Here is an 18,968-nt window from a genome sequence, read left to right as displayed (position 1 = left end):
ATCGTCAGGCCCCGGGACGCGCAGCGGAGCGGAGCCGGACCATCGACGCGGAGGACCATCGTGACGACCGGCCCGATCATGCTGAACACCCCGACGCCCGCGTCGTTCACGTTCAGTGAGCTCACCCCCACGTCCTTCCTCGATCGCGCGGAGTACGCGTTCGCCGAGCGACTCGCGATCGTCGACGGCGACCGGCGGTTCACCTACGCCGAGTTCGCCGACCGGTCCCGACGCCTGGCCGGGGCGCTGGGGGCGCTCGGGGTGCGCCCCGGCGACCGCGTCGCGGCGTTCGCGACCAACAGCCACGTCATGCTCGAGGCCCACCACGGGGTGCCGTTCGCGGGCGCCGTGCTGGTGCCGCTGAACACCCGGCTCTCAGCCGATGAGCTCGTCCACATCGTCACCCACTCCGGCTGCCGGCTGCTGCTCGCGACGAGGGAGCTGGCCGAGCTCGCCGGCACCGTCGCCGAGCGCACCGGGGCGACGCTGCTGGCCGAGGGCGACGAGTACGAGGAGCGGCTCGCCAAGGCCGCCCCCAGCGTCGTCCCGGTCGCCGACGAGCGCGGACTGCTCGCGATCAACTACACGTCGGGCACCACGGGCCTGCCCAAGGGCGTCATGTACCACCACCGGGGCGCCTACCTGCAGGCCCTCGCGATGGCGTTCCACGTGCGGCTCTCGCCCGGCAGCCGCTACCTGTGGACGCTGCCGATGTTCCACTGCGACGGCTGGTGCTTCCCCTGGGGCGTGACCGCGTCCGGCGGCACCCACGTCTGCCTGCGGGCGATCGACCCGGCCGAGATCTGGCGGCTGCTGCGCGAGGAGGGCGTCACCCACTTCTGCGCGGCGCCGACGGTCCTGACGATGATCGCGGACGCCGCTCCCGACGACGCCCCGGTCGAGGGGCCGCGCATCACGGTCGCGACCGGCGGCGCCCCGCCGTCGCCCACCCTGCTCGGGCGGATGCACGGGCTCGGGATGGACGTCACCCACCTCTACGGGCTGACCGAGACCTACGGGCCCGTCGTCGTGAACGACTGGCAGCCGCAGTGGGACGAGCTCGACGACTCCGAGCGGGCCCGCCTGCAGGCGCGGCAGGGCGTCGGGAACGTCGTGGCCGCCCGCCTGCGGGTGATCGACGAGTCCGGCACCGACGTCCCCGCCGACGGCGAGACGATGGGCGAGCTCGTCGTCCGCGGCAACGACGTGATGCTCGGCTACTACCGCGACGTCGCGGCGACCGCGGCGGTCAACGCCGCCGGCTGGTTCCGCACGGGCGACCTCGGGGTGATCCACCCCGACGGCTACGCCGAGATCCGCGACCGCTCGAAGGACGTCATCATCTCGGGCGGGGAGAACATCGCCTCGGTGGAGGTGGAGCGCGTGCTCGACAGCCACCCCGCGGTGGTCGAGTCGGCCGTGATCGGCGCGCCCGACGAGCGCTGGGGCGAGATCCCGGTCGCGTACGTGACCACCCGCGAGGAGGTCGACGCCGACGAGCTCATCGAGTACGTCCGCACGCACCTCGCCCGGTTCAAGGCGCCGAAGCGCATCGTCTTCGGCGAGCTCCCGAAGACCTCCACCGGCAAGATCCAGAAGAACGAACTGCGGGGACGTGAGCAGTAGCCCGGGAACGGACCACTGCTCACGACCCCTCGTCGCCTAGCGGTTCAGGCGCCGCGCCGCATCGTCGGCGGTGGCGGTCGTCCGGCCGGTCAGGGTGCCGGCGACGGCGAGGCCGCGGGCGGCGACCAGGCCGACGACCCGGCCGGTGATGCGGATGGGGTTGAGGGTCGCCGCGAGCCGGTCGAGCGGGGCGGCGGCGGCCTCGGTGTAGGCGTGGATGGTGCGCCCGGTGCGGTCGGAGGCGCCGTGCAGGTCCTGGTCGACCGACGCGCCGACCCTGGCGGCGCGGTCGGTGGCCGAGACGAGCTGGTCGCCCGCCTTGTCGGCCTCCTGCTCGAGGGTGGCCGCGGTCCGCTTGGCCGCGGCCCGGGTCTCGCCCGCGACCTCCTTGGCCGTTCCCTCGACCTGCGCGGCGGCCTGCCTGCCGGTGACGTCCGCGATCGTCGCGGCGTCCTTGGCCGCGGCCTCCACGGACTTGTCGCCCTCCGCGGCCTCCCCGGCCTGCTGGGAGATGCCGTCGGCGGCGGCCGCGGCGGTCGCGCCGACGCGCTTGCCACCGGTGCGGGTGTGCCCACGCACCTTCTTCGCGGTGGTGGACACCTCGTCGGCGACCTCGCCCGCGGTCTGCTCGACCTCGTCGGTCGCCTCGCGCACGTTCTCCTGCGCGCCGGTGGTGGTGGCCGACGCGACGATCTCGGTCGCGATGCGGCCGGTCTCGTCGGTGCCGGCGGGGACGTCGCGGGTCTCGCGCACCTCGTCGTCGGCGCCGTGGACCTCGACCGAGCCACCCTCCTCGGCCACCGCGTCGACGGCGCGCCGCACGGACTCGGCCTGCGTGGCGGTGACGTCGGTCGGTCGGTCGTCGCCGGGCTCCTTGACGGCCCAGCCGTCGTCGACGGGACGGACCTGACGGTCGGACATGTGTTCCTCCAGGAGGTGGTCGTGCACAGCTCCTCCAGGGGTGCCCGTGCGCGTCGCGATCCACCGCGAAAATCCGGAGGGCGGAACGACGACGGCCCGCCCACCCCGGAGGGTGGACGGGCCGTGGCGTCGGGCTCGGACTACTTGGCGGCGTCCTGCAGGCGACGGGCGCCCTGGTGCGCGCGGTCGGTCCCGCGGTTGGTGGCGGTGCCGACGAGGCGGAGCCCGCCGACCGTCACCACGTTGACGATGCGCCCGGTGATGCGGACCGGGTTGAGGGCGGCCGCGAGCCGGTCGATCGGGGTCGCGACGGCCTCGGTGTAGGCGTGGATCGTGCGGCCGGCGCGGTCGGCGACCCCCGTCAGCTCCTCGTCGATCGCGTCGCCCTGGCGGGCGGCGCGGGCGGTGGCGCTCTCGAGGGCGTCGGTGGCCTGCCCGGCCTCCTGCTCGACGACGGCCGCGGCGCGCTTCGCGGAGGCCTTCGTCTCGCCGGCCACCTCGCGGGTGTAGCCGTCGATCTTCTCGCCGGCCTGCTTGCCGGTGGTGCGGGTGATCGTCGCGGCGTCCTTGGCGGCGGCCTTGGCCGACTTGTCGCCCTCGAACGCGGCCTCGGCCTGCGCCGCGACACCCTCGGCACCCGCCGACGCCGTCGCGCCGACGCTCCGGGCGCCGGTCTCGGCGTGCCCGCGGACCTTCTTCGCGGTGGTGCCGACCTCGTCACCGACCTTGTCGGCCGTCTTCGAGGCCTCGTCGCCGACGGCCTTCGCGGTGACGGCAGCGCCCTCGGCGGCCGCCTCGGTGGCGAGCTCGCCGGCGATGCGGGCGGTGTCCTCGGCGTTGGCCGGGATGTCGCGGCGGGTGCGCTCGTCGCCGTCGATCCCGTGGACGACGACGGAGCCGCCGCCGTCGTTCGCGACGATCTCGACGGCGCGCGTGACGGCCTCGGCCTGGGTCGGCGTGTGGGCGCTCGAGCGGGTGGCGCCGGCCTTCGTAACGGTCCAGCCGTCGTCGGCGGGGCGGACGTGGCGGTCGGACATGGGAGATCCCTCCAGGGACTCGGAACTTCGGTACTGCGGGACCTCGACCCCCCGGCGCGAGCCGGGGAGGAGGTCGAAGACCCTCACATATGGGGTGCCCGCACGGCGCGGCGATCCACGGATCGCGGCCGTGAATGCGGTCACGCACGGCACCCGGCCCGGTGGCGCTTGACGGCCGTCGTCGTGACGTGGGTGACTCGGGTCACCCGTCGCCGACCCCGAGGTGAGTGCGTGACCACGTCCAGCCTGCCGACCTTCGCCGAGCCCTCGGTCGTCCGCGAGGACACCCCCGACGGGCGGGTGCTGCTGCGCTCCACCGAGCCGCTGCGCGAGCACCCGGTGTCGGTGGTCCACGACTTCCGCGCCAACGCCGAGGCCCACCCCGACCGGCTGCTCCTCGCCGAGCCCGACCCGGGCTGGGGGTGGGACCACGCCACCTGGGGCGAGATGCGCACCGTCGTCGACCGGCTCGCGCAGGGCCTGATCGAGCGCGGGCTCGACGACCGGCCGGTGCTGATCCTCTCGGGCAACAGCCGCCTGCACCTCGCGGTCACGCTCGCGGCAATGACCATCGGCACGCCGGTGGTCCCGGTCAGCGTCGCCTACTCGCTGCAGACGGGCGACCACACGAAGCTGCGGGCGATGGCCGACCTCGTCGAGCCCGGCCTCGTCGTCGCGGAGAACCCGTCGTTCCTCGCCGCGGTCACCGCGGTGGCGGGCCCGGGCTCGGGGCGCACGGTGCTCGTCGGGCACCAGGCGGCCGACTCGTTCCCCGACGCGATCACCCCCGACCAGCTCGTCGCGCCGGTCACCGACGAGGTCGCCCGGCGCTGCGCCGCCCTCACCCGCGACACCGTCGCGAAGATCCTGTTCACCTCCGGCTCCACCGCGCAGCCGAAGGGCGTGATCAACACCCACGGGATGCTCGCCGCCAACCAGCAGCAGATCCGCCAGGTCTGGCCGTTCCTCGACGACGAGCCGCCGGTCCTGCTCGACTGGCTGCCCTGGAGCCACACGTTCGCCGGGAACCACGACGTCAACCTCGTCCTGTCCCGCGGCGGCACCCTCTACCTCGACGACGGCCGCCCCTCGCCCGACCTCGTCGCCCGCACGGTCGAGAACCTCCGCGAGGCCCGCCCGACGATCTACCTGTCCGTCCCCGCCGGCTACGCGGCGCTGCTGCCGTACCTGGAGACCGACGACGACGCCGCGAAGGCCTTCCTCAGCCGGCTGCGCCTCGGCTTCTTCGCGGCCGCCGCCCTGCCCCAGGGCCTCTGGGACCGCCTCACCGCGCTCGCCGAGCGTCACGGGTCGTCGATGACCATGACGACGTCGTGGGGGATGACCGAGACCTCCCCGGCCGCCACCACGGCGCACTTCCCGATCACCCGCTCGGACTGTCTGGGCGTGCCGCTGCCCGGGGTCGAGATCGCCCTGGTCGCCCGCGACGGCAAGCAGGAGCTGCGCGTGCGCGGCCCGAACGTCACCCCCGGCTACCACCGGCGTCCCGATCTCGCGGAGACGACGTTCGACGAGCACGGCTTCTTCTGCACCGGCGACGCGGTCGCGCTGGTCGACGAGGACGACCCCGGCGCCGGTCTGCTCTTCCGCGGCCGCCTCGCCGAGGACTTCAAGCTCGCCTCCGGCACGTTCGTCAGCGTCGGCACGCTGCGCCCGCGCCTGCTCTCCGCCGCCGCGGGCCTCATCAGCGACGCCGTGCTGTGCGGCGAGCAGGGCGACCACGTGGCCGCGCTGGTCTGGCTGCGCCCCGAGCTCGCCGCGCGGGCCCCGCAGGGCGTTCCCGACGAGGGCCTGCGCGCGGACCTCCGCGCGGCACTGACCCGGCTCGCCGACGAGGGCGGCGGGGCCTCGCAGCGGGTGGAGCGGCTGCTGGTGCTCACCGAGCCCGCCGAGCTCGGCGCCGGGGAGGTCACCGACAAGGGCTACGTCAACCAGCGCGCAGTCCGCGAGCGGCGCCCGGCCGACGTGTCCCGCCTGCTCGCCGAGGAGCCCGACGAGGCCGTCGTCGTCCGGTGACGGCGGCGGACGGGCCTCAAGTCCGGTGAGGGGCTTTTCTCCGACGGTCGGGAGGGGGACGCTGGAGCCTCGTACGACGGAAGGACGGTGCGCCATGACGAGTCCGTACCCATCGGCGCCCCGGCACGCCGCGCCCCGCGACGAGGCCGAGCGGGGCCGCCTCGAGGAGGCGCGCACCGTGCACCGCCAGCTCTCCGGCGAGGTGACGATTCTCGAGAACTTCGACCGGCGCCTCACCCGCCAGATCCACGAGAAGCAGGAGCAGGGCCGCGACGACTACGTCCGCGAGCTCATCCAGCGCCGCATCTCGGTGCGGGCGCGGCTCGAGGAGATGCGCAGCCGCCGCGACCGCGCCGCGCAGCTCGCCGGTCTCTGACTCCCGAGCGGACGGACGGCCCGCTCGTCCGGTCCCGGGCTCAGGCCGCGGTGAGCGCCGCGGTCACCATCGCGCCCAGCACCGGGCCCGCGAGCTCGGGCGAGGTGTGCGCGGCGCTGCGCGGGGTCGAGTTCATGAGGCCGAAGGCGGCGTGCGCGGCCGTGCGGACCTCCTCGTCGCTGCGCGGCGGGCCGGTGCGGGTGATGACGTCCTCCCACACCTCGACGTAGGCGCGCTGGAGCGCCCGCACCCGGCGCCGGGCCTCGTCGGGAAGGTTGGCGAGGTCGCGGTCCTGCACGGTGATCAGCTCGGGGCGGTGCAGCGCGAAGTCGACCTGGAAGTCGACGAGGGCGCGCAGGCGCTCGTGCGGGTCGGGGTGGGCGGCGACGATGCGGCGGGCACCGTCGAGCAGGTGCTCGCTGATCCCCACGAGCATCTCGGCGAGCAGCCCCTCCTTCGACGGGAAGTGCCGGTAGATGGCCGGCCCGCTCACGCCGGCGGCGGCGCCGATCCCGTCGATCGAGGTGCCGTGGAAGCCGTTGCGGGCGAACAGGCGGGCGGCCTCGACGAGGATCTGGTCGCGCCGGCTCGTGCGCGACGGCGAGGACCAGCTGGGCCCGGCCGTCTCCACGCTCCCCATGTCCGGCAGCGTACGACTCTTGCGCGCTCCTGTGAACGCTCGCTAACGTCTCGTGTTAGTCAACGTTCACGTGGAGGTCGTCGGTGACCACGTTCGCAGCCGGGCACGCGGAGCTGGTCGACGACCTGCGCTCGAAGCTCGCCACCGTGCGGCTCGGCGGGCCGGAGCGGTCGCGCACCCGTCACGTCGAGCGGGGCAAGCTGCTCCCGCGCGACCGGGTCGACGCGCTGCTCGACCCGTCGTCGCCGTTCCTCGAGCTCTCCCCGCTGGCCGCGTACGGGATGTACGACGACGCCGCGCCGGGGGCCGGGATCATCACCGGGGTTGGGCGGATCGCGGGCCGGACGTGCGTGGTCGTCGCGAACGACGCGACGGTCAAGGGCGGCACGTACTACCCGATGACGGTGAAGAAGCACCTGCGCGCGCAGGAGGTGGCGCTGCAGAACAAGCTGCCGTGCGTCTACCTCGTCGACTCCGGGGGTGCGTTCCTGCCCGCGCAGGACGACGTGTTCCCCGACCGGGAGCACTTCGGGCGCATCTTCTACAACCAGGCGCAGATGTCGGCGGCCGGCATCCCGCAGATCGCGGCCGTGCTCGGGTCGTGCACCGCGGGCGGGGCCTACGTGCCGGCGATGAGCGACGAGGCGGTGATCGTCCGGAACCAGGGGACGATCTTCCTCGGCGGGCCGCCGCTGGTGAAGGCCGCGACCGGTGAGGAGGTCACCGCCGAGGAGCTCGGCGGCGGCGACCTGCACGCGCGGACCTCCGGGGTGGTCGACCACCTCGCCGACGACGACGCGCACGCCCTCGCGATCGTCCGCGACATCGTCGACACCCTGCCGCCCAACCCGGCGCCCCCGTGGGAGCGCCGCGAGGCGGTGGCCCCGGCGAAGGACCCGCGCGAGCTCTACGACGTGGTGCCGGTCGACGGGCGCAGCGCCTACGACGTGCGCGAGGTGATCTCCCGGCTGGTCGACGGCTCCAGGTTCACCGAGTTCAAGGCCGAGTACGGCACCACGCTGGTCACCGGCTTCGCCCGGCTGCACGGGCACCCGGTGGGCATCGTCGCGAACAACGGGGTGCTGTTCCGGGAGTCCGCGCTCAAGGGCGCGCACTTCGTCGAGCTGTGCGACCAGCGCGGCATTCCGCTGGTGTTCCTGCAGAACATCACCGGGTTCATGGTCGGGCGCGAGTACGAGGCCGGCGGGATCGCCAAGGACGGCGCGAAGATGGTCACCGCCGTCGCCACCACGCGAGTGCCGAAGCTGACCGTGGTGATCGGCGGCTCGTACGGCGCCGGGAACTACGCGATGAGCGGGCGGGCCTACTCGCCGCGGTTCCTGTGGATGTGGCCGAACGCGCGGATCAGCGTGATGGGTGCGGAGCAGGCGGCGACGGTGCTGGGCACGGTGGGCTCGTCGAGCGCCGACTCGGTCCGCGAGCAGTACGAGCACCAGGGCCACCCCTACTACTCGACGGCGCGGCTCTGGGACGACGGCGTCATCGACCCGCTCGACACCCGCACCGTGCTGGGCCTGGCCCTGTCCGCGTGCGCCAACGCCCCGCTCGACGACCCGCGCTTCGGCGTCTTCCGCATGTGAGTGTCAGCAGTGCGGCCTTGCTGACACTCAACGTCACAATCGAGCCCTGTACGGAGGGACCCCCGTGTTCTCCAGCGTGCTGATCGCCAACCGCGGCGAGATCGCGGTCCGCATTGCCGCGACCGTGCGCGCCCGCGGTCTGCGCAGCGTCGCGGTCTACACCGACGCCGACGTGACCTCGCCGCACGTACGGGCCGCCGACGTCGCCGTCCGCATCGCCGACTATCTCGACGGCGCCGCGATCGTCGAGGCCGGGCGACGGGTCGGGGCCCAGGCCGTGCACCCCGGCTACGGGTTCCTCGCCGAGAACGCGGCGTTCGCCCGCCAGGTCGCCGACGCCGGGATGACCTGGATCGGCCCGCCGCCCGAGGCGATCGACGTCATGGGCGACAAGATCAGCGCGAAGGCCGCGGTCGAGCCCGCCGGGGTGCCGCTGGTGCCGGGCTCGGGTGCGAAGGGGCTCACCGACTCCGAGCTCGCCGACGCGGCGCGCGAGGTCGGCTTCCCGGTCCTGCTCAAGCCCAGCGCCGGCGGCGGCGGCAAGGGCATGCACGTGGTGACCCGCGACGCCGATCTCGAGGACGCCATCACCGCGGCCCGCCGCGAGGCCCGCGGCAGCTTCGGCGACGACACCCTGCTGCTCGAGCGCTACGTCACCGACCCGCGCCACGTCGAGATCCAGGTCCTCGCCGACACCCACGGCGCCGTCGTGCACCTCGGCGAGCGCGAGTGCTCCCTGCAGCGCCGCCACCAGAAGGTCGTCGAGGAGGCCCCCTCGGCGGTGCTCGACGAGAAGCAGCGTGCCGCCATGGGCGAGGCAGCGGTCGACGCCGCGAAGGCGTGCGGCTACGTCGGCGCCGGGACCGTCGAGTTCGTGACGAACGCCGACGCGAGCGAGTTCTTCTTCCTCGAGATGAACACCCGCCTGCAGGTGGAGCACCCGGTCACCGAGGAGGTCGTCCGGGTCCGCGGCGCCCGCATCGACCTGGTCGCCGAGCAGCTGCGGATCGCCGCGGGGGAGCCGCTGGGCTACGCCCAGGACGACGTCACCCTCGAGGGCCACGCGGTCGAGGTCCGCCTCTACGCCGAGGACCCGGCGCGCGGCTTCCTGCCCACCGGCGGGCGCGTGCTCGCGCTGGAGTGGCCCGACGTGCGGGTGGACGCCGGAGTCGAGGTGGGCTCGGAGATCGGCAGCGCGTACGACCCGATGGTCGCCAAGATCATCGCGTACGGCCCCGACCGGCTCGCCGCGCTCGACCGGCTCGACGAGGCCCTCGCCCGCACCACCGTCCTCGGCGTCACCACCAACCTCACGTGGCTGCGCACCCTGCTGGCCGACCCCGACGTCCGCGCGGGCCGGCTCGACACCGGCCTCATCGCCCGGCTCGGGGTCCCCGAGCCGCAGGTTCCCGACGACGTCGTGATCGCCGCGGCCCTTGCCGGCCTGCTGCGCCTGCCCGACGGCGACGACGCGTTCGACACCCTCGGCGGCTTCCGGCTCGGCGGGGAGCCCGCCCCGGCGCGCTGGACGCTCGTCCCGGTCGGCGTCGAGCGCGCCGAGCCCGTCGACGTCGCGATCCGCGGCCGGGCCGACGCCGCGACCGTCGCGCTCGGCGAGGACGACCCGCGCCCGGTCGTGGGGACGGCGGCCGTGGACGGCATCGTCGTGACCCTCGACGGCGTCACCCGGCGCTACCGCACCGCGCTGACCGGCGACGGGGTCCTGTGGATCGCGCGCGACGGCGGCACGTGGGCGCTGCGCGAGCGGGAGCGGCTCTCCGCCGCCCGCACCGCCGGCGGGGCCTCCGACGGCACCGTCACCAGCCCGATGCCGGGGACCGTCACGGTCGTCGAGGTCGAGCTGAACCAGGAGGTCGACGCAGGTCAGCGGCTCGTCGTCGTCGAGGCCATGAAGATGGAGCACGTGCTCACCGCGCCGGTGGCGGGGACGGTCACGGAGCTCGCCGCGAAAGCCGGGGCGACCGTCGCGCTCGACGCGCCCCTCGTCACCGTCACACCCAGTTCGGGGGAGTAGTCATGCAGCTGTCCGAGGAGCACGAGGCCCTGCGCGCCACGGTCGAGGAGTTCGCGCAGAAGGAGGTCGCCCCGGTCATCGGGGACTACTACATCCGCGAGGAGTTCCCGTACGACCTCGTCGCGACCATGGGCGAGATGGGCCTCTTCGGCCTGCCGGTGCCCGAGGAGTACGGCGGCATGGGCGGCGACTACGTCGCGCTGTGCGTCGCGCTCGAGGAGCTCGGTCGCGTCGACCAGTCGGTCGCGATCACGCTCGAGGCGGGGGTGTCGCTCGGCATCATGCCGATCGCCCGCTTCGGGAGCGACGAGCAGAAGCAGCAGTGGCTGCCGGCGCTCGCCGAGGGGAAGGCGCTCGGCGGGTTCGGCCTCACCGAGGCCGGCGGCGGCTCCGACGCGGGGGCCACGAAGACCACCGCGAAGCAGGACGACGGCGACTGGGTGATCAACGGCTCGAAGGCGTTCATCACCAACTCCGGCACCCGCATCACCTCCCACGTCACCGTCACCGCGGTGACCGGGCGCGACGAGTCGACCGGCAAGCGGGAGATCTCGGCGATCCTCGTGCCGAGCGGCACCGAGGGCTTCACCGTGGCGCCGAGCTACTCGAAGGTCGGCTGGAACGCCTCCGACACCCACGAGCTGGCGTTCTCCGACTGCCGCGTGCCCGAGGAGAACCTCATCGGCAAGCGCGGCAAGGGCTACGGACAGTTCCTGTCGATCCTCGACGAGGGCCGGGTCGCGATCGCCGCGCTCTCGACCGGCGCCGCCCAGGGCTGCGTCGACGAGTCGATCCGCTACGCCCGCGAGCGCCAGGCGTTCGGGGCGGCGATCGGGACCTACCAGGGGATCCAGTTCAAGATCGCCGAGATGGAGACGCGCACCGTCGCGGCCCGCCTGGCCTGGTACGACGCCGCCGAGAAGATGGCGGCCGGGGTGCCGTTCACCAAGGAGGCCTCGATCGCGAAGCTGCTGTCGTCGAACGCGGCGATGGACAACGCCCGCGACGCGACGCAGATCTTCGGCGGCTACGGCTTCATGAACGAGTACCCGGTGGCCCGCCACTACCGCGACTCGAAGATCCTCGAGATCGGCGAGGGCACCTCCGAGGTGCAGAAGATGCTGATCGCCCGTCGTCTGGGCCTCTAGCCCGGCGGAGCGAACGGCACTCTCGCTCACCTAGAAGCAGCGAGAGTGCCGTTCGCTCCGGATCAGGGGGCCGACACCGGCGCCGTGTCGTCCGCCCGGGCCCCGATCCGCGTCGCCGACGTGCTCGACGCGTCGAGGGTGACCGCCCGGCCCGCCGCGAGCAGGCCGATCTCGGGCATCGCCCCGTAGATCGTCTCCCACTGGCCGGCCGACACCCGGTAGGTCTCGTGCCAGATGCCGACCGAGTCGGGAGACGACCGCGCCGCGCGGTTGAACGCCCGCCACGCCGGCAGGTGCTCGGCCTGGGCGCTGCGGGAGTAGGCCTCCAGGTGCTCGTAGGAGCGCCAGTACTGCACCACGGCCGGCCCGCCGAACATGATCCCGGAGTGGGCCTTGAGCATGCCCATCTCGGGGTGCCGCGCGAGCTCGGCGAGCATCCGCGGCATGGCCCGGAAGACGGGCAGCCAGGCGCGGACGTCGCGCCAGCGGTTGACGTGGGTGCCGATGAGGAAGACGACGAAGTCGCCCTCGATCTCGGCGCTGACCCGGGTGTAGCCGGTCATGCGTGGACCTCCTGTCGGGACCGCGACTGCTCGCGCAGGGCGAGGAAGAGCGGGAAGACGAACGCGACCGCGATCGCGAAGCTCCCGACGACGAGCAGGACGAGGGTCCACGGCCGCCATCCGAGGCGCCGGCCCTCGACCACCATGAACACGCAGGCCGCGACCCCGGCGACGAGGATGTCGACGGCGGCCGACGAGCTGGCGGCGGTGCCGAACCACCCGCCGAGGTAGTCCTCGCCCGCAGCGGCGGACGCGACGTTGAACCACCAGGTCCCGACGAGGCCGACGACGGCCAGGGCGCCGTAGACCGCGACCAGCGGCCTCATGCCGGCACCGCCACGGGCTCCTCGACGACCGCCCGCGGGGCGGAGCGCAGCACGAGTCCGACGGCCACGAGGGTCCCGACGACGAGGGCCGCGGCGGCTCCCAGCGTCAGCGCGTCCGGGGCGAGGAGCGGCTGCGCCCGCAGGGCCTGCCACACGAGCAGCACGGTGAGGCCGGTCCAGGCGCCGGCGGCGACGATCACCAGGCGGGTCCGCACCGTGTCCGCCCGCAGCACCACCACCCGCGCGGCGAGGAAGCCCAGGCCCAGGGCGAGCAGCGGGAGTGCCTGCAGCGCGTGCAGGCCGACGAAGTGCCCGATGCGCAGGTCGCCGCCGGTGGTCGACCACCCGAGCAGCGCGAGGCCCGGGCCGCCGTCGGGAACCCCGACCGCGTGCGCCCCGGTGACCGGCAGGGCGCCGGTGGCGGCCGCGGCCTCGATCTGGGCGCCCGTCGGGCTGGTCATGAGGAACGCCACGGCCATCCCGAGCAGCGAGACGGCGAGCCCCAGCCGGACCGCCCAGCCGAGCGACCCCGACAGGGCACGGTCGCGCAGGAGCAGGACCGCGATGACCAGGTTGGCCACCCAGAGCACCGAGATCGAGGTCCCCATCACCGCGTACACCGCCGCGTCGAACGCGGACGCGGTGTTGAAGTGGCTCCCTACCCCGCGCGTCACCTGCCCGACGATGGCGACCATCTCGAGCACCCCGGCGACCGCCACGACGACGGCGGCTCCGGACGCGATCCGCCGGGCCCGCTCTCCGTGCAGCAGCGAGACCATCCACGCCAGGGTCGGGCCGTAGAGCGCGAGCGACACCGAGAACTTGAGCGGCTTGGCCCAGATCGGCTGGCCGCCGAGAGTGCGCGGGTCGAGCACCAGGCCGGCGAGGCTGACGAGGACGAGCAGGATCATGGCGCCGGTGAAGACGAGGAGAGGTCGGTTCCAGGAGCGCACGGTCATCCCTCACAATGGATAGTGTTGCTGTCCGAATAAGTGGACAGTAGCGCTATCCATCAGGGCTGTCGAGAGGACGCGGACGATGAGGGTCGGCGAGCTGAGCCGGCGCAGCGGGGTGAGCGTCGCGTCGATCAAGTACTACCTGCGCGAGGGGCTGCTCCCCGCGGGCGAGCGCACCGGCCCCAACCAGGCCGACTACGGCGACGCCCACCTGCGCCGGCTGCGGATGATCCGGGCCCTCCTCGACGTCGGGCACCTCTCCGTGGTCGCCACCCGCGACGTCCTGGCCGCGGTCGACGACCCGGAGGTCCCGCTGTTCGAGGCGCTCGGCCGGGCCTCCGGGACGACGACGGCCACTCCGGAGCCGGCCGACGGTCCGGACGAGGCGTGGACGGCCGCCGAGCGGACGCTCGCCGAGCACGTGGACGCCCACGGCTGGCAGGTCTCCGACCAGAACCCGGCCTGGGACACCGCCGTCGGTGTCCTCGCCACCTACGCGCGCCTCGGCGACGACGACCTGGCCGGCCAGCTCGACCTCTACATGCGCGTCATGGAGGAGGTCGCCGAGAGCGAGGTCGCGGCCGTCGTCGACCGGGGCGACCGCGCGCGGACGGTGGAGGGCGTCGTCGTCGGGACCGTCCTCGGCGACACCCTGCTCGCCGCCGTGCGCCGGCTGGCCCAGCAGCACCAGTCGCTGAAGCTGCTGGGGGAGACGCCGACGCACCCGCGGGGCTAGCGTCGCGATCATGGCTGAGGCAAGGATCGACTTCCCGTCCCGCGTCGGCGTCTGGTGGACCAGCGACTCCTGGTCGATCGCCGACTCCGCCGCCGTCGCCCGCGATCTCGAGGGCATGGGCTACGGCTCCCTCTGGTACGGCGAGGCCTACGGGAAGGAGAGCCTGACGCAGGCCGGCGCGTTCCTGAACGCCACCGAGCGCCTCGTCGTCGGGACCGGCATCGCCAACATCCACGCGCGCGACCCGATCGCCGCCGAGAGCGGCGCCCGCACGCTGACCGCGCTGCACCCGGGCCGGTTCGTGCTGGGACTCGGGGTGTCGCACGCGCCGCTGGTCGAGCGCGGCCGCGGCGGCACGTACTCCAAGCCGCTCGCGACGATGCGGGACTACCTGCAGCGCATGGACGCGGTGCCGGAGGAGATCGAGCCCGGCGCGCGGCCGACCCGCCTGATCGCCGCACTGGGCCCGAAGATGATCGAGCTCTCCGGCACGGCCGCCGACGGCGCGCACCCCTACCTCGTGCTGCCGCAGCAGACCGCCACCACCCGCGAGGCGCTCGGCCCCGACAAGTGGGTCGTCTCCGAGCAGGCCGTGGCCCTCGGCGACGAGGAGACGGCCCTGCGCCGCGCCCACGCCCACCTCGAGATCTACTCGGGCCTGCCCAACTACCGGAACTCGTGGCTGCGCCAGGGCTTCGAGGAGTCCGACCTCGTCCGCGGCGGCTCCGACCGGCTCAAGCGGGCGCTCGTCGGGATGGGATCGGCCGAGCAGGCGGCCGCGGCCGTCACCGCCCACCTCGACGCGGGCGCCGACCACGTGCTCGTCCAGCCGCTGGGCGACTCCCCGTTCGACGACCCGCGCCCGGTGCTGCGCGAGCTCGCCGAGGTGCTCTTCTAGCGGGTGTCCTTCCGCATCGGATGCTCCGGCGGGACCTCGACGAGGACGATCGGACGGCCGTCGGGGTCGGCGATCCAGCACTCGCGCAAGCCCCACGGCTCGGTCCGGGTCCCGCGGGTGACCGGCACGCCGGCCGCCCGCAGCCCCGCCTCCTCGGCGGCGACGTCGCGGACCTGCAGCCACAGGGCGTCGGCGCCGACCGGGGCGTCCCGGGCGGAGCCCGACACCTCGAGGTAGCCGGTCCCCAGGAAGTAGACGACCCCGCCGGGGAACTCCCGCGCCACCGCGAGCCCGAGGGTCCCGCCGTAGAACGTCCGGGACGCCTCGGGATCCCGCGGGCGGATCAGGACACGGCTCGAGAGCACCTCCACGTCGGGGTGCACCTCCTTCACGATTCGGCCTCGGCGGCGATTCGGCTCCGGGCAGCGGTTCGGCTGCGGTGGCGGGGGCATCCTGGCGTCCGTGAGCGCCCCCGACCAGTCCCCACCCGATCCCCGCCGCTGGCGGGCGCTCGTCGTCTGCCTCGTCGCGGGGTTCATGACGCTGCTCGACGTCAGCATCGTCAACGTGGCGCTGCCCCCGATGCAGCGCAGCCTCGGCGCGTCGTCGGCGGAGCTGTCGTGGGTGGTCTCGGGCTACGCGCTCACGTTCGGGCTGGTCCTGGTCTCGTCCGGGCGCCTCGGCGACGACCGCGGCCGCAAGAAGATGTTCCTGCTCGCGCTCGCGCTGTTCACCCTGACGAGCGCCGCGGCCGGGTTCTCGCTGAACCCGACGATGCTCGTCGTCGCCCGCCTGCTGCAGGGCGTGGCCGGCGGGATGATGAACCCGCAGATCATCGGCGTGATCCAGCAGCTGTTCCGCGGCAAGGAGCGGGGCCGGGCCTTCGGTCTGTTCGGCGCCGTGATCGGCATCTCCACCGCGGTCGGCCCCCTCACCGGCGGGCTGCTCCTGGAGTGGGGCGGGGACATGAACGGCTGGCGGTGGGTGTTCTTCGTCAACGTCCCCATCGGGATCGTCGCGCTGATCCTCGGCACCCGCCTGCTGCCCTCCGACGTCGCGGTCGCGAAGGCCGACCGCCGCCCGCTCGACCTCGTGGGCGCGGTGCTGCTGGGCGCGGCCGTCGTCTCGCTGATGTTCCCGCTCGTGCTCTCGGAGCGGGACGTGAGCAGCGCACCGTGGTGGCTCGTCGGGGTCGCGGTGCTGCTGGGGCTGCTCTTCGTCGCGTGGGAGCGCCGGGCGCGACGCACCCACGGGCACCCGCTGGTGAACTTCGGGCTGCTGCGCACCCGCAGCTACGCCCTCGGCACCACCCTCGGGCTCCTCTACTTCGCCGGGTTCACCTCGATCTTCTTCGTCCTCACGCTCTTCCTGCAGCAGGGGCGCGGGTTCACCCCGCTCGAGGCCGGGCTCGCCCTCACCCCGTTCGCGCTCGGCTCCGCGGTCACCAGTGCGATCGGCGGCCGGCTCATCTCCGTGATCGGCAAGCCGCTCATCGTCGCCGGGCTGCTCACGGTGGTCATCGGGCTGGTCGCGGTCGACGTGGTGCTGCGGCTCGACCCCGCGAGCGTCGGCTGGGCCATCGCCCTGCCCCTGCTGGTGGCGGGCATCGGCAGTGGCTTCGTCATCGCGCCCAACCAGACCCTCGCCCTGGAGGAGGTGCCCGCCGCCGAGGGCGGCACCGCCGCCGGGGTCCTGCAGACCGGGCAGCGCGTGGGCTCCGCGGTCGGCATCTCCGCGGTCGGCGCCGTGTTCTTCGGCTCGCTCGCCTCGAGCAACGGCGACTGGTCGAGCTCGATCAGCTCCGGGCTCGTCGTGACCGTGGGGCTCGTGGTGCTCGCGCTGCTGGTGGGCGTCGCCGACCTCGTCGTCGGGCGCCTCGCGGCCCGCCGCCGGCCCGTTCCCGACGAGGCCCCGTCCCCGGCCGCCGAGGACGACGACCGGGACGGACCGGCCGTCATGGGCCGGGTGGTGCGCGTCGAGGACGGCGAGCCGGTGGCCGGGGCGATCCTCACGCTGGTCGACGAGGGCGGTCACCAGGCCGCCCGCACCGACGGCGGGTCCGACGGCGGCTACCGCCTCGTCGTCCCCGGGCCCGGCTCCTACCAGCTCGTCGCCCGGGCGAGCGGCCGCGCGCCCGAGGTCGGCCGCGTGGTGGTCGGCGCGCACGGCAGCACCTACGACGTCGTCCTCGCGCCGTCGGCCGCGGAGCACGCCCTGCTGCACTGAGTCCCTCCAGGCGCTCGAGGTCCCTACAGGCGCTTGAGCGGCGGCCGCGCCACCCCGTCGTCGCCCGCGAGCGAGGCCTGCGCGGGGGAGCGGGCCAGCACCACCACGCCGCCGAGGGACAGGACCAGGCCGAGCACGAAGGCCCAGGCCCAGCCCTCGCGGATGCCGTCGCCGAGCAGCACCAGCCCGAGCAGGCCGGGTGCGAGGGTCTCGGTGACGGCGAGGACGGCCACCACCGGGCCGACCGTGCCGCGGGCGAGCGCGACCGTGTAGAGCGCGAGCCCCAGGACGGCGTAGCCGAGCAGGGCGTAGGCGACCGGGTCGGTGACCACGGTGCGCGCGACCTCCGCGACCGGCCCGTCGAGGTCGACGAGCCGGACCGCGACGGCCGTCCCGCCGAAGGCGAGGCCCGCGATGAACGCCGTGGGCACCGCGCGCCGGCTGCGCACCGCCGTCGTGATGCCGACGGCCGTGAGGGCCACCAGCACCACGAGGATCGCGATCGTGGCGCCGGGCCCGGTCTCGGGCAGCTCGCCGGTCCGCGAGCTCCCCACCAGGAACGCGAGCCCCAGCACGTTGGCGGCCGCGGCGGCGAGGTCGATCCGCCGCAGCGGGGTGTCGAACACCCAGTGCGAGGCGATCACCGTGATCACCACCTGGCCCGAGACGATCGCCTGCACCGCGACGATCGGCATGTAGCGCAGGGCGAGGACCGTCAGCACCCAGCCGAAGATGTCCAGCAGCAGGCCGCTGAGGTAGAGCGGGCTCGTGACGACCCCCGCGGCGCGCGTGTGCCGACGGGTCGCCATCGCCTCGAGGAGCGCGGCGCCCGCATTGGCGGCCGCCGCGAACAGGGCGGCGGCCAGCCCGAGGACGAGCACGGCCACCTCCTCGCGACCGGGCGTCGCTGGCACGGCAGTCTGCCCGTCGTGGGGCGCCGTGGCGCGCCGCCACGACAGCGCGTGTCGGGGTATCCGGTGCGCGGGTCCCACGAGCGGAGGCGGCATGGCGGTCGGTATCGGCCTGGTGGTGGTGGCGGTCCTGCTCGTCGCGGGGGCGGTGCTCGCGCGCGCCCGCCGGGCTCCGGCGCCGACCGCGGTCGGGCTGGCCGTCGCGGGGGTGCTGGTGGCCGTCGCCGGGGCTCTGTTCCTGTTCGTCGCCGCCGACGAGACCCTCGACGCCACCGACCTGCCGGTCCTGTCCTGGCTCGTCGAGCACCGCACGGCCGGGTTCACGACGACCGCCGAGGTGGCCTCGCTGGCCGGCGGCACGTTCCCGACCGGGGGGCTGGCGGTGCTCGCCGCGGTGCTCCTCCTCCGGCGGGGGCTGCGGGTGCGGGCCGGCGTGTGGGTCGGCGCGGTGGTTGTGGGATCGCTCACCATCCGCGGCTTCAAGACCGTCATCGAGCGGCCCCGGCCGCCGGTCGGCACCCGCCTGGCCGTCGAGACGTCGACGTCCCTGCCCTCGGGGCACTCGCTCATGGCCGCGCTCGGCATCGGGCTCACCGTCGCCGCCGCGCTGCACCTGCTGCCCGCCGACCCGGCGGGCGGGGGCGGGCGGAAGGCGCTCCGTGGGCTGATCGTGCTGGTCGGGGTCCTGCTCGCGGGCCTCATCGGTGTCTCGCGGGCCTACCTCGGGGTGCACTGGACCACGGACGTCCTCGCCGGCTGGTCGCTCGGAGGTGCCCTCCTGGCGCTCGCGGTGGTGGTGGCCGGGGTGCTGGAGCGGCGGAGCACGGAGATCCATCCCTCGGAAGGAGTACGCAACTCGCCGGTAGGCTGACGCAGGGACGTGTGATCCACCCCGTTGGGGGACCCATGGCATCACCTGAATGCGCTGTCT

General features: G+C 74.1%; 18 protein-coding genes. 10 read left to right on the top strand and 8 right to left on the bottom strand.

Features of this window, described 5'->3' with window-relative positions; genetic code table 11:
* Nucleotides 1–78 precede the first annotated feature (78 nt).
* Nucleotides 79–1,626, top strand: coding sequence for an acyl--CoA ligase family protein (locus ACFPBZ_RS00400; RefSeq protein ID WP_378034245.1), 1,548 nt, complete (start codon nt 79–81; stop codon nt 1,624–1,626).
* Between the two features lie 36 nt (nt 1,627–1,662).
* Here ACFPBZ_RS00400 and ACFPBZ_RS00395 read toward each other — a convergent pair whose 3' ends face one another.
* A complete protein-coding gene (locus tag ACFPBZ_RS00395; RefSeq protein ID WP_378034008.1) occupies nt 1,663–2,547 on the bottom strand; it encodes a DUF2188 domain-containing protein in 885 nt (294 codons plus the stop codon).
* A gap of 140 nt (nt 2,548–2,687) precedes the next feature.
* Nucleotides 2,688–3,584 (bottom strand): DUF2188 domain-containing protein, encoded by an 897-nt coding sequence (locus ACFPBZ_RS00390; RefSeq protein WP_378034007.1) that lies wholly within the window; start codon nt 3,582–3,584, stop codon nt 2,688–2,690.
* 231 nt (nt 3,585–3,815) lie between these two features.
* Between ACFPBZ_RS00390 and ACFPBZ_RS00385 the strand changes: the two genes are divergently transcribed.
* The gene (locus ACFPBZ_RS00385) at nt 3,816–5,621 is read left to right on the top strand and encodes an AMP-binding protein (protein WP_378034006.1); all 1,806 of its coding nucleotides are present in this window, start codon (nt 3,816–3,818) and stop codon (nt 5,619–5,621) included.
* Nucleotides 5,622–5,715: 94 nt separating this feature from the next.
* A complete protein-coding gene (locus ACFPBZ_RS00380) occupies nt 5,716–5,997 on the top strand; it encodes a hypothetical protein (RefSeq protein ID WP_378034005.1) in 282 nt (93 codons plus the stop codon).
* A 40-nt stretch (nt 5,998–6,037) separates the two neighbouring features.
* Here the strand turns inward: ACFPBZ_RS00380 and ACFPBZ_RS00375 are convergent, their stop codons facing one another.
* Nucleotides 6,038–6,637: a TetR/AcrR family transcriptional regulator gene (locus ACFPBZ_RS00375; protein ID WP_378034004.1), complete on the bottom strand. Its 600-nt coding sequence runs from the start codon at nt 6,635–6,637 to the stop codon at nt 6,038–6,040.
* An 83-nt stretch (nt 6,638–6,720) separates the two neighbouring features.
* On the opposite strand from ACFPBZ_RS00375, the gene ACFPBZ_RS00370 reads away from it, so the two are divergent.
* The 3 genes from ACFPBZ_RS00370 to ACFPBZ_RS00360 all read left to right on the top strand — a co-directional run bounded on the left by ACFPBZ_RS00370 (nt 6,721) and on the right by ACFPBZ_RS00360 (nt 11,421).
* Nucleotides 6,721–8,238, top strand: a complete 1,518-nt coding sequence (locus ACFPBZ_RS00370; protein ID WP_378034003.1) for a carboxyl transferase domain-containing protein — start codon at nt 6,721–6,723, stop codon at nt 8,236–8,238.
* A 64-nt stretch (nt 8,239–8,302) separates the two neighbouring features.
* Nucleotides 8,303–10,273: an ATP-binding protein gene (locus ACFPBZ_RS00365; protein ID WP_378034002.1), complete on the top strand. Its 1,971-nt coding sequence runs from the start codon at nt 8,303–8,305 to the stop codon at nt 10,271–10,273.
* A gap of 2 nt (nt 10,274–10,275) precedes the next feature.
* Nucleotides 10,276–11,421, top strand: coding sequence for an acyl-CoA dehydrogenase family protein (locus ACFPBZ_RS00360; protein WP_378034001.1), 1,146 nt, complete (start codon nt 10,276–10,278; stop codon nt 11,419–11,421).
* 62 nt (nt 11,422–11,483) lie between these two features.
* Here ACFPBZ_RS00360 and ACFPBZ_RS00355 read toward each other — a convergent pair whose 3' ends face one another.
* The 3 genes from ACFPBZ_RS00355 to ACFPBZ_RS00345 are packed head-to-tail and all read right to left on the bottom strand — an operon-like array spanning nt 11,484 to nt 13,269.
* On the bottom strand, nt 11,484–11,984 hold the full coding sequence (locus tag ACFPBZ_RS00355) for a DUF4188 domain-containing protein (protein ID WP_378034000.1): 501 nt from the start codon (nt 11,982–11,984) through the stop codon (nt 11,484–11,486).
* Nucleotides 11,981–12,310, bottom strand: coding sequence for a DUF2834 domain-containing protein (locus ACFPBZ_RS00350; RefSeq protein ID WP_378033999.1), 330 nt, complete (start codon nt 12,308–12,310; stop codon nt 11,981–11,983). Before ACFPBZ_RS00350 ends, ACFPBZ_RS00355 begins: the two co-directional genes overlap by 4 nt.
* Complete coding sequence (locus ACFPBZ_RS00345; protein ID WP_378033998.1) at nt 12,307–13,269, bottom strand: hypothetical protein; 963 nt, start codon at nt 13,267–13,269, stop codon at nt 12,307–12,309. Before ACFPBZ_RS00345 ends, ACFPBZ_RS00350 begins: the two co-directional genes overlap by 4 nt.
* A gap of 79 nt (nt 13,270–13,348) precedes the next feature.
* On the opposite strand from ACFPBZ_RS00345, the gene ACFPBZ_RS00340 reads away from it, so the two are divergent.
* The gene (locus ACFPBZ_RS00340; protein ID WP_378033997.1) at nt 13,349–14,002 is read left to right on the top strand and encodes a MerR family transcriptional regulator; all 654 of its coding nucleotides are present in this window, start codon (nt 13,349–13,351) and stop codon (nt 14,000–14,002) included.
* 10 nt (nt 14,003–14,012) lie between these two features.
* A complete protein-coding gene (locus ACFPBZ_RS00335; protein WP_378033996.1) occupies nt 14,013–14,900 on the top strand; it encodes an LLM class F420-dependent oxidoreductase in 888 nt (295 codons plus the stop codon).
* Here ACFPBZ_RS00335 and ACFPBZ_RS00330 read toward each other — a convergent pair.
* Nucleotides 14,897–15,271, bottom strand: coding sequence for a VOC family protein (locus tag ACFPBZ_RS00330; protein WP_378034244.1), 375 nt, complete (start codon nt 15,269–15,271; stop codon nt 14,897–14,899). The two genes, ACFPBZ_RS00335 and ACFPBZ_RS00330, sit on opposite strands and share 4 nt — an antisense overlap.
* A 91-nt stretch (nt 15,272–15,362) precedes the next feature.
* Here ACFPBZ_RS00330 and ACFPBZ_RS00325 point away from each other — a divergent pair, with 91 nt between their 5' ends.
* Nucleotides 15,363–17,126: an MFS transporter gene (locus tag ACFPBZ_RS00325; RefSeq protein ID WP_378033995.1), complete on the top strand. Its 1,764-nt coding sequence runs from the start codon at nt 15,363–15,365 to the stop codon at nt 17,124–17,126.
* Between the two features lie 23 nt (nt 17,127–17,149).
* Here ACFPBZ_RS00325 and ACFPBZ_RS00320 read toward each other — a convergent pair whose 3' ends face one another.
* A complete protein-coding gene (locus tag ACFPBZ_RS00320; protein WP_378033994.1) occupies nt 17,150–18,040 on the bottom strand; it encodes a hypothetical protein in 891 nt (296 codons plus the stop codon).
* A 91-nt stretch (nt 18,041–18,131) separates the two neighbouring features.
* Here ACFPBZ_RS00320 and ACFPBZ_RS00315 point away from each other — a divergent pair, with 91 nt between their 5' ends.
* Nucleotides 18,132–18,908, top strand: a complete 777-nt coding sequence (locus ACFPBZ_RS00315) for a phosphatase PAP2 family protein (RefSeq protein ID WP_378033993.1) — start codon at nt 18,132–18,134, stop codon at nt 18,906–18,908.
* The last annotated feature ends 60 nt before the right edge of the window (nt 18,909–18,968 follow it).

Source organism: Actinomycetospora atypica, assembly GCF_042653685.1.
GTDB lineage: Bacteria > Actinomycetota > Actinomycetes > Mycobacteriales > Pseudonocardiaceae > Actinomycetospora > Actinomycetospora atypica.
Note: the sequence above shows the minus strand (reverse complement) of the source record. Positions and strands in the feature narration are given on the sequence as shown.